This is a genomic window from Burkholderia sp. LMG 13014 (assembly GCF_905232215.1).
In the GTDB taxonomy this organism is placed as follows: domain Bacteria; phylum Pseudomonadota; class Gammaproteobacteria; order Burkholderiales; family Burkholderiaceae; genus Burkholderia.
This window is the reverse complement of the sequence record NZ_CAJNKE010000497.1, coordinates 1-4356: the sequence shown is the minus strand read 5'-3', so window position 1 is coordinate 4356 and position 4356 is coordinate 1. Positions and strand designations below refer to the sequence as shown.

6 protein-coding genes and 1 other RNA gene are annotated in these 4356 nt (G+C 65.0%); 2 read left to right on the top strand and 5 right to left on the bottom strand.

Annotated elements, in window-relative coordinates; genetic code table 11:
* Both JYJ84_RS29550 and lgt read left to right on the top strand, forming a co-directional pair.
* On the top strand, window positions 1-586 hold a 586-nt coding region (locus JYJ84_RS29550), incomplete at its 5' end, for a LysR substrate-binding domain-containing protein (protein ID WP_240201918.1).
* An 89-nt stretch (window positions 587-675) separates the two neighbouring features.
* On the top strand, window positions 676-1566 hold the full coding sequence (gene lgt / locus JYJ84_RS29545) for a prolipoprotein diacylglyceryl transferase (RefSeq protein WP_174955420.1): 891 nt from the start codon (window positions 676-678) through the stop codon (window positions 1564-1566).
* Window positions 1567-1689: 123 nt separating this feature from the next.
* On the opposite strand, the gene JYJ84_RS29540 is transcribed toward lgt, so the two are convergent.
* The 5 genes from JYJ84_RS29540 to JYJ84_RS29520 all read right to left on the bottom strand — a co-directional run bounded on the left by JYJ84_RS29540 (window position 1690) and on the right by JYJ84_RS29520 (window position 4068).
* On the bottom strand, window positions 1690-2430 hold the full coding sequence (locus tag JYJ84_RS29540) for an SIMPL domain-containing protein (protein ID WP_122946044.1): 741 nt from the start codon (window positions 2428-2430) through the stop codon (window positions 1690-1692).
* 181 nt (window positions 2431-2611) lie between these two features.
* Complete coding sequence (locus JYJ84_RS29535; protein WP_122946043.1) at window positions 2612-3073, bottom strand: EVE domain-containing protein; 462 nt, start codon at window positions 3071-3073, stop codon at window positions 2612-2614.
* A 71-nt stretch (window positions 3074-3144) separates the two neighbouring features.
* Window positions 3145-3326: non-coding RNA, 6S RNA (ssrS, locus tag JYJ84_RS29530), on the bottom strand.
* 80 nt (window positions 3327-3406) lie between these two features.
* Window positions 3407-3721 carry a cell division protein ZapA gene (locus JYJ84_RS29525; protein ID WP_011352906.1) on the bottom strand — a complete coding sequence of 105 codons (315 nt, stop codon included), beginning with the start codon at window positions 3719-3721 and terminating at the stop codon, window positions 3407-3409.
* Complete coding sequence (locus JYJ84_RS29520; RefSeq protein WP_122946042.1) at window positions 3718-4068, bottom strand: ATPase; 351 nt, start codon at window positions 4066-4068, stop codon at window positions 3718-3720. The genes JYJ84_RS29525 and JYJ84_RS29520 overlap by 4 nt, the downstream gene beginning before the upstream one ends.
* Window positions 4069-4356 lie beyond the last annotated feature (288 nt).

Genomic DNA, 4356 nt, shown 5'->3' with positions numbered 1-4356 from the left:
GCTGCCTGCGCTGCTGCGCGCGTTCGGTGCGCGCTATCCGCAGGTGCGCCTGCAACTCGCGGAGGCGACGAGCGACGTGCAGATCGACGAACTCGTCGCCGGTCGCATCGACGCGGGGCTCGTCATTCCGCCCGTGCCGCCGCGCCACGCGGCCGGGCTGTCGTACCTGCCCGTCGTGCGCGAACCGCTGGTGGTGGCGATGCCGGCCGCGGCGAGCGACGCGCCGGAAGACGAGCCCGTCCATCTCGCGGAAGTCGCCGCATTGCCGCTCGTGATCTTTCCGCGTCGTTTGGCACCCGGCTTTTATGACATCATTACGGGCTGCTACGGCGCGGCGGGGGAAACTCCGCGCATCGGCCAGGAGGCGATCCAGATGCAGACGATCGTCAGCCTCGTGTCGGCCGGCATGGGCGTCGCACTGGTGCCGCAATCGCTGCGTAACCTGCGGCGCACCGGCGTGGTCTACCGGCCGCTTGCCGGTCACGCGCCGGTCGTCGAGACGGGTCTCGTGTGGCGCACCGGCGACGTGAGCCCCGTGCTGGCCGGCTTCATCGACGTCGTGCGCGCGCAGGGCCTCGCCACGTGACGTGAACGATGACGCGCCGGTGCCGTCCAAAGCGCGGTGCTGCGCGTGTGCGACGGCCGTACCGCATTCGAAAACTTCTTCGCTAACCCATGATCATTCACCCGAATTTCGACCCCGTTGCGATCCATCTCGGGCCGCTGGCCGTGCGCTGGTACGGGCTCATGTATCTCGTCGGCTTCATCGCGGCGATCGTCGTCGGCCGGATCCGCCTGAAGCTGCCGCACGTCGCGGCGCAGGGCTGGACCGCGAAGGACATCGACGACATGATGTTCTACGGTGTGCTCGGCACCGTGCTCGGCGGCCGGCTCGGCTATGTGCTGTTCTACAAGGCCGATTTCTACTTCTCGCATCCGCTCGACGTGTTCAAGGTGTGGGAAGGCGGCATGTCGTTTCACGGCGGCTTCCTCGGCGTGACGCTCGCGATGGTGCTGTTCGCGTGGCAGCGCAAGCGCCACTGGCTGCAGGTCACCGATTTCGTCGCGCCGATGGTGCCGACGGGGCTCGCGGCCGGGCGGCTCGGCAACTTCATCAACGGCGAACTGTGGGGCCGCGTGACCGATCCGTCCGCACCGTGGGCGATGTTGTTCCCTGGCGCGATGCGCGACGATGCGGCATGGTTGCCGAAGCATCCGGAGCTCGTCGAGAAGTGGCATCTCGCCGACGTGTTCATGCAATACCAGATGCTGCCGCGCCATCCTTCGCAACTCTATGAAATTGCGCTCGAAGGGATCGTGCTGTTCTTCGCGCTGTTCTTCTTCTCGCGCAAGTCGCGGCCGATGGGCGCGATCTCCGCGCTGTTCCTGATCGGCTATGGCCTGGCACGCTTCACGGTCGAGTTCGCGCGCGAGCCCGACGACTTCCTCGGCCTGCTCGCGCTTGGCCTGTCGATGGGGCAGTGGCTGTCGATGCCGATGATCCTCGCGGGCATCGCGCTGATGGTCTGGGCATATCGCCGTCGCGCGGCGACTGCCGCTGCGTGATGCGACGCCGATGCACGTGCGAGCGGCGCGTGCATCGGCGCTGGCATCGACAACCTGCAGGTCAACGAAAAACGCCGGCCCTCGGGCCGGCGTTTTTCATTTCGGACTGCCGCGCGCTGCGCGTTACTTCATCTGCACCGAGCCGTTGACCGTGACCGACACGGTGGCCTTGCCGCCTTCGACCGCGATCGGTGCGCTCATCTTGGCGCTGTCCATCGGTGCTGCGGCCATCGCCATCATGCGCGGGTACGGCTGCACGTTGCGGCCGCCGCCGACGTTCACGTCGCGGATCGTGTAGCTGCTGTAACCGAAGGCCTTCGCGGCTTCGTCCGCGCGGGCGCGGAACGACTTGATCGCCTCGGTCGTCAGCTTCTGCTCGGCCGCACGCTGCGCTTCGGGCGACAGCGAGAACTCGACGTTCGCGACCTGCATCAGGTTCGACAGCTGGCCCGCAAGCTTCGACGCTGCCGCGAAATCGCGCGATTCGAGCGCGACCTCGGTGCGGCCGCGCCATGCGGAGATCTTGCCGTCGCGATCGGTGCTCGGATAGACGGAGAATGCGCCCGTGTGTGCGGTGACGCCGGAGACACCCTTCGCCTGCGACAGCGCTGCGTCGGCGCGCTGGTTCAACTGCGCGGTGAGGCTGCCCGGATCCTTGGCCTGCTGCTCGTAGAACAGCGTGATGTGGATGATGTCCTGCGGCACGTCGGTGCTGGCCTGCGACGACAGCGACAGCACGCCCGCCGGCTCCGGAAAGTGCGGGTTCGCGGTTTGCGCGTGCGCGGTGGAAGACGCGAGCGTCAACGCGACGGGAACGGCAGCGGCAAGGGCGAGCGACAGCGCGAGTGCGGATTTCTTGGTCATTGTTGGACTCCTTGTGCGAGGGCGTGCACGCGGATCGCGCGTGCACGACGCGGGCGACCCGCGCGACGAAAAAAACGACAACCGGCCTGATCGGCCGACAGCGGTTGCTTAGGCTGCGCGAAAGTGCCGCGAGTTCCGCGGCGGCGGCGCGTACTGACCAGATTTGACCTTTGGCGCGCGCCTACTTCATCAGCTTTTCGGTGATGAAGCGCCATTCGGTGCGTGTGACGGGCGTGATCGACAGCCGGTTGCCGCGAGCGAGCACGCGCATGTCGGCGAGTTCGTCGTGTTCACGCAGCGCGGCGAGCGGCACGAGCGGCGATTTTTTCACGTAGCGCACGTCGACGAGAAGCCAGCGCGGCGCTTCCTGAGTCGACTTCGGATCGTAATAGGGGCTTTTCGGATCGAACTGCGTGGGATCGGGGTAGGGCGTCGACGACACTTCGGCGAGGCCCGCGATGCCCGGCTCGGGGCAGCTCGAGTGATAGAACAGCACGCCGTCGCCGATCTTCATCGTGTCGCGCATGAAATTGCGCGCCTGATAATTGCGCACGCCCGTCCACGGCAGCGAGCGCTGCGGTGCGTTGGCGAGATCGTCGATGCTTGCTTCGTCCGGTTCGGACTTCATCAGCCAGTATTGCATGGATCGTGATCGACGCAGAAAGAGGCTGCTACAAAAGAAAACGGCACCGGGCTTCGCCCGATGCCGTTGGATAGGCCCCCGCCTTGGCCGCTAGGCCGGCATCCTGAACCTGGGGTTCAGAATTGGTCGCAGTTAGCAGCACTTCGGGTACATCAGACAGAGTGACGCGCGCGCCCGTGCTACAAATTTCCGCAACCGTGCACATGGCATTGGTTCAAGGAATATATGACCTTGGCGAACCAGGCAGGGAAGCTGACTGAACTGTGTTTCGTTGCGCCAATTTGACCACCGTTGATCGCCGAGATCAAGGGGAATCGACGCATCGATCAAACGTTACTGCGTCTCGTGCTGTGCGAGCACCGCGCCGAGCTGTTCGTTCATCTGGTGCATTGTACGACGGATTTCTTCCGCCGGAAATGCTTCACCGTGCCGCACGCTCGTTTGCAACCGCAGCAATTCGGACGCGAGCGACAGCGCCGCCATCACGGCGATGCGATCGGTGCCGCGTACCGAGCTGTTCGAGCGGATTTTCGACATTTCGGCGTCGACGCGCGCGACCGCTTCGAGCAGCGCCGCTTCGGTCTCGGCCGAGCAGGCGAGCCGATAGGCCTGACCGAGAATCGAGACTTCGATCTGCTTGGTGCTCATGCATGTTCTCCGTGGCTGGCCGCGTCATCGCCATCCGCACGCGCCTGTGCATCCAGCAGGTCGAGCTGGTTGTCGGCTTGCTCCGCGCTTTTCGAGCGCGGCAGCTTTTCGAGAATCGCGTTCAGTTTCACCTGGGCGTCGTCGATCTTTGCCGACAGCGTGTCACGCTCGGCCTCAAGTGCATTGCGTTCGTCGCGCAATTGCGCGAGTTCCGCGCGGACAGCGTCCGCATCCGCGCGCAATTGCGCGACCTGCTCCTCGAGCGCGAGCCGTTCCGAGTGATAGCGCTTGTTAAGCGAAATCAGACGGCCAATATTTTGAGATAAGGTTTCGAGTTCGTTGAGCATTTGCTGCGTCCTCTAAAGACCCAGCATTTTAGCGCGGAATAACGCGCAATCCGACATCTGTAACGTTTCCAGTCGTAACACCCCCGCTTCTTGCCGCGAATCGGCGCGTCCCGTGCGTGTCCGGACGCTTCCTTGACGCTCGCGCGACCCGCTCCTAAACTGGCGCCGCCTCGGTGCTCGCGCGTGGAACGCGCGGTTAAACGGGAAGCAGGGCGCGGGCGCCAGGAGCCCGCCAACCTGCGCTGCCCCCGCAACGGTAAGCGGCCGCGTCCCGTGACGCAGGCCGGC

Coding starts and splice junctions, on each gene's coding strand:
- lgt (WP_174955420.1), top strand. CDS start 676: ATGATCATTCACCCGAATTTCGACCCCGTTGCGATCCATCTCGGGCCG.
- JYJ84_RS29540 (WP_122946044.1), bottom strand. CDS start 2,430: ATGACCAAGAAATCCGCACTCGCGCTGTCGCTCGCCCTTGCCGCTGCC.
- JYJ84_RS29535 (WP_122946043.1), bottom strand. CDS start 3,073: ATGCAATACTGGCTGATGAAGTCCGAACCGGACGAAGCAAGCATCGAC.
- JYJ84_RS29525 (WP_011352906.1), bottom strand. CDS start 3,721: ATGAGCACCAAGCAGATCGAAGTCTCGATTCTCGGTCAGGCCTATCGG.
- JYJ84_RS29520 (WP_122946042.1), bottom strand. CDS start 4,068: ATGCTCAACGAACTCGAAACCTTATCTCAAAATATTGGCCGTCTGATT.